8 protein-coding genes are annotated in these 3,946 nt (G+C 66.0%); 4 read left to right on the top strand and 4 right to left on the bottom strand.

Annotated features, from left to right (window positions below; translation table 11 throughout):
- From VN047_RS12685 to VN047_RS12695, 3 genes are all read left to right on the top strand, one after another.
- On the top strand, positions 1–352 hold a 352-nt coding region (locus VN047_RS12685; protein WP_325543204.1), incomplete at its 5' end, for a DUF6265 family protein.
- 20 nt (positions 353–372) lie between these two features.
- Entirely contained in the window at positions 373–1,068 is a 696-nt protein-coding gene (locus tag VN047_RS12690) for a YafY family protein (RefSeq protein WP_325543206.1), read from the top strand.
- An 82-nt stretch (positions 1,069–1,150) separates the two neighbouring features.
- Complete coding sequence (locus tag VN047_RS12695) at positions 1,151–1,555, top strand: GFA family protein (RefSeq protein WP_325543208.1); 405 nt, start codon at positions 1,151–1,153, stop codon at positions 1,553–1,555.
- A gap of 171 nt (positions 1,556–1,726) precedes the next feature.
- Here the strand turns inward: VN047_RS12695 and VN047_RS12700 are convergent, their stop codons facing one another.
- The 4 genes from VN047_RS12700 to VN047_RS12715 form a co-directional block, all read right to left on the bottom strand.
- Positions 1,727–2,185 carry a DMT family transporter gene (locus VN047_RS12700; protein ID WP_325543210.1) on the bottom strand — a complete coding sequence of 153 codons (459 nt, stop codon included), beginning with the start codon at positions 2,183–2,185 and terminating at the stop codon, positions 1,727–1,729.
- Positions 2,185–2,406, bottom strand: coding sequence for a 4-oxalocrotonate tautomerase family protein (locus tag VN047_RS12705; RefSeq protein ID WP_325543212.1), 222 nt, complete (start codon positions 2,404–2,406; stop codon positions 2,185–2,187). The genes VN047_RS12700 and VN047_RS12705 overlap by 1 nt, the downstream gene beginning before the upstream one ends.
- Positions 2,403–3,011 (bottom strand): glutathione S-transferase family protein, encoded by a 609-nt coding sequence (locus VN047_RS12710; protein WP_325543214.1) that lies wholly within the window; start codon positions 3,009–3,011, stop codon positions 2,403–2,405. Before VN047_RS12710 ends, VN047_RS12705 begins: the two co-directional genes overlap by 4 nt.
- Before the next feature lie 78 nt (positions 3,012–3,089).
- Entirely contained in the window at positions 3,090–3,737 is a 648-nt protein-coding gene (locus VN047_RS12715) for a pyridoxamine 5'-phosphate oxidase family protein (RefSeq protein ID WP_325543216.1), read from the bottom strand.
- Positions 3,738–3,854: 117 nt separating this feature from the next.
- Between VN047_RS12715 and VN047_RS12720 the strand changes: the two genes are divergently transcribed.
- Positions 3,855–3,946, top strand: a 92-nt coding sequence (locus VN047_RS12720; RefSeq protein ID WP_325543218.1) for a LysR family transcriptional regulator, incomplete at its 3' end; no start/stop codon positions are given.

Here is a 3,946-nt window from a genome sequence, read left to right on the forward strand (position 1 = left end):
GTGGGCGAGCGAGAGCGACGGGCGCTGGACCGAGGAGAGCTGGGCCCCCCCGCGCGGCGGGGTGATGCTCGGCCACAGCCGGTCGGGGCGCGGCGATGCCCTGCGCGAGTTCGAATTTCTGCGGATCGCGACGGGCGAGGATGGCGCGCCGGCCTATATCGCGATGCCGCAGGGCGGGGCGCCCGTGGCGTTCCGGCTGGTGCGGCACGAGGCGACGAGCGCGACCTTCGAGAATGCGGCGCATGATTATCCGCAGCGCATCGCCTATGCCCGTAGCGGCGACACGCTGACCGCAACGATTTCGGCGGTCGACGGATCGAAACCGCGCAGCTGGACCTATCGGCGGCGCTGAGCGGAGCGGATCGCGGCATCATGGCAGACAAGACGGGGCGGCTCTTTGCAATCATCGACGGTCTGCGGCGGCGACGGCGACCGGTGACGGCGGAAGCGCTCGCCGAGGAGCAGGGCGTGTCGGTGCGCACGCTCTATCGCGATATTCAGGCGCTGATCGCCTTGGGCGCGCCGATCGAAGGCGAGGCGGGGGTCGGCTATATGCTTCGTCCGGGATTCTTCCTGCCGCCCTTGATGTTCACCGCCGACGAGCTGGAGGCGCTGGTCCTTGGCGCGCGCTGGGTCGAGGGGCGGCAGGACGGCAGCCTGTCGCGTGCGGCGGGAATGGCGCTTGCGAAGATTGCCGCGGCGAGCCCCGACGCGCTCAGGCAAAGGATCGACGAGTCGGGGCTGTGGCCGGTGAACAGCCGCTGGCGCGAAACGAACGCGCCGCTGCTCGCGACGGTGCGCGAGGCGATGCGCACCGAAAAGACGCTGCATATCGACTATGCCGATGAAAGAGGTGCGGTCACCGCACGTGCGATCTGGCCCGCGGCGCTCGCCTATTTCGAGGACAAGCAGATCATCGCGGCCTGGTGTCTGCTGCGCCAGGATTTCCGCAGTTTCCGTATCGACCGCATCGGTACGGCGCGGATCGGCGACGAAGGATATGGGCGGCGGCGCGCGGTGCTGATGGCCGACTGGTGGCGCCGCAGCGGCTATGATGACGCCTCCTGACACGATCTGTCAGGGGGCTACGCTAAACCGCTTCGGGTGAAGGGCGCAAAGGACAGCGCCGGCAACCGGAAGGATTTCAGCGATGATCAGGACCCACCATGGTTCGTGCCACTGCGGCGCCGTCAAATTCGAGGCCGACCTCGATCTCGACGCGGGAACTGGCAAGTGCAACTGCTCGATCTGCACCAAGAAGCGCAACTGGAGCGCGCAGATCAAGCCCGACGCCTTTCGCCTGCTGACTGACCCCGCTGCCTTTGCCGACTATCAGTTCGGGTCGCACAGCGCGCATCACATCTTCTGCAAGACGTGCGGTGTCTCGCCCTTCGGCCATGGTTATGTCGAGGAAATCGGCGGCGCCTATTATTCGGTATCGATCGCGTGCCTCGACGACCTGACGCCCGCCGAGATGGCGGCGCTGCCGGTCCAGCATATGGACGGCGCGGGCAACAACTGGTGGAACCCGCCCGAGGTCACGGCGCATATGTGAGTGCAGGGCTGGCCGTGCGATGTCGGCTTCGGGGTGGGAAGCGGACGTTCGTTCCCTCTCCTTCGTCATCCCGGACTTGATCCGGGATCCATACGATGGTGCGGCCATGGATCCCGGATCAAGTCCGGGATGACGATGAGAGATAAGTCCGCAATCGGTCGAAAGCCGCAGTCAGGCCGTCCGGCGCGCGAGGTAGACGCCCGCGATCATCAGCGCGATCCCCGCGACGCGTTTCATGTCGATCGCCGAACGCATTGCGCCGAACAGGCCGAAATGGTCGATCGTTGCGGCGCTGATGAGTTGGCCGACGAGGACGAAGAAGATCGCATTGCCGACGCCGAATTTCGGCGCGATGAAGGTCACCGCGATGACGTAGAAGGCGACGAACAGCCCGCCGAAATAGAATTGGAAGGGGATGTCGGGGCTGAAGCGGATCTGACCGACCGAGCCGGTCGCGAGCGCGCCCGCGGTCGCGATGAGGAAGGCGAGGCCGAAGAGGATCATCGACGCTGCCATCGGGCTGCCGAGCCGCGTGCCGAGGCCGCCGTTGAGCGCGGCGAGGATCGGGATGCCGACCCCCGTGAGCAGCATGATCGTGGCAAAGGCGGGAGCGGCATTGTGCGCGGTCATCACGGTTTCTCCTTCGAATCCTGCGCGGCGCGATAGTCGAGAACGGGAAGTCCGCCGATACCCCAGTTTTCGAACTCGACCTCGTCGATATTGACGACGGTGGTCGCGGGATTCTTGCCGAGCACGCGCTGGAGCAGTTCGGTGACGCCGCCGATCAGCTCGGCCTTCTGTGCGGGCGTCGCGCCTTCGCGGGTGATCCGGATATTGACGTAAGGCATCATATGGCTCCTTCGGCCGGCCAGCCCGGCATCGCGGGAAAGTCGGGCAGTGCAGCGATCCGGCGGATCCAGTCGCGGATCGCCGGCCAGTCTGCAAGGTCGATCCCCGCATCGCCCATAAGCGCGAGATAGGGGCTCGCCGCAAGGTCGGCGATGGTGAGCCGGTCGCCGACGAGCCAGTCGCGGCCCGCAAGATGCGCCTCGACAACGGGCAGGATGCGTGCGGTGACGGTGGCGGCATGATCCTCCGCTATGGGGAGGCCGAACTTGCGTGCGAGGCGGAGCGCGGCGGGGCCGTTTGCGATCTCGTTGGCGGCGTGCGAGAGCCAGAGGGCAATTTCGCCGCGTTCTTCGGGCGTATCGCCGTCCCAGTCACCGGGGCGGTGCCGCGCCGCGAGCAGCGCGAGAATGGCCTGGCTGTCGCGCAGGGTGAAATCGCCATCGGCGAACAACGGAATCTGGCGCATCGGGGTCAGCGCCGCGAAAGCGTCGGACTGGCGCGCCGCGGCATCGGCCAGCCGCTCGTCCCATGGCAGGCCGAGGAAGGCGAGCGCCATGCGGATCTTGTGCGTGTTGCCTGACAGCGGCGAGCCATGGAGAATGATCATGCGGGGTCCTTTTTTGGTCGACTGACGTCGGAACGGCACCAGCCCGCTCCCCCACCCGGCCTCCCGAACAGTTTATGCTCATGGGAGGCCGGGCGGGGGAGCGGGCTGGTCCCGCCCTGCTTGCAATGCGGCGATTTCGGCGCGCAGCTGGTTGATCTCGGCTGCCATCGGACGGACCGCAGCCGAAATCTCGGCCTCGGTGAAGCGCGGGGTGATGTGCTGCGAGCAGTTCCATTCCCAGCCGATCACATCGATGAAGAAGGCGCGCTCGGGCGTCGCACGATAGCCAGCGGGCATCAGCGCGGTGACCGCGGCGGGATCGTCGGCGAGTTCGACGCTTTTCGCATGGCCGACGAGTTTCAGCCGGTCGCGGTTCGGATAGTCCATCAGGAACAGCGAGACGCGGTCGTTGCCCGCAAGGTTCGCGGTGCTGATATATTGCTTGTTGCCGCGATAATCAGCGAAGCCGATCCGGTTGCCCGCAATGTGGCGGAGGAAACCCGCGGGGCCGCCGCGGTGCTGCATATAGGGCCAGCCGTCGGCGTTGACGCTCGCCATGTAGAAGCTGTCGCGCAGCGCGATGAAGCCGGTTTCCTTGTCGGTCAGCCGGTCGGGGGTGCCGTCGGCGCCGGCATCCATCTTCAGATACGCCGCGCGCGAGCCATGCTCTTCCTGCAACGCCTTCACCGCGTCGCTGAACAATATGTGCCGGTAATTCTGCGCCATTGCCATTCCCTTTCGGAAGGCGATTTAGGTTATTGCGAGGGAAGAGATAATAAGGGAAGTTGGAACGAGTTAATTCCGGAAAATGGAATAATCATGGATCGCCTGCTGACGTTGGAGATGTTCGTCGCGGTGGCGTCGGAGGGCGGTTTCGGCGCGGCGGCGCGCAAGCTCGGCCGTTCGCCGCCCGCCGTGACGCGCGGGATCGCGGC

The organism is Sphingopyxis sp. (assembly GCF_035565275.1).
Taxonomy (GTDB): Bacteria; Pseudomonadota; Alphaproteobacteria; order Sphingomonadales; family Sphingomonadaceae; genus Sphingopyxis.

Excerpts from the sequence above, each read along its gene's own strand:
- VN047_RS12690 (WP_325543206.1), top strand. The coding sequence starts at position 373 with ATGGCAGACAAGACGGGGCGGCTCTTTGCAATCATCGACGGTCTGCGG.
- VN047_RS12715 (WP_325543216.1), bottom strand. The coding sequence starts at position 3,737 with ATGGCGCAGAATTACCGGCACATATTGTTCAGCGACGCGGTGAAGGCG.
- VN047_RS12705 (WP_325543212.1), bottom strand. The coding sequence starts at position 2,406 with ATGATGCCTTACGTCAATATCCGGATCACCCGCGAAGGCGCGACGCCC.
- VN047_RS12700 (WP_325543210.1), bottom strand. The coding sequence starts at position 2,185 with ATGACCGCGCACAATGCCGCTCCCGCCTTTGCCACGATCATGCTGCTC.
- VN047_RS12695 (WP_325543208.1), top strand. The coding sequence starts at position 1,151 with ATGATCAGGACCCACCATGGTTCGTGCCACTGCGGCGCCGTCAAATTC.
- VN047_RS12710 (WP_325543214.1), bottom strand. The coding sequence starts at position 3,011 with ATGATCATTCTCCATGGCTCGCCGCTGTCAGGCAACACGCACAAGATC.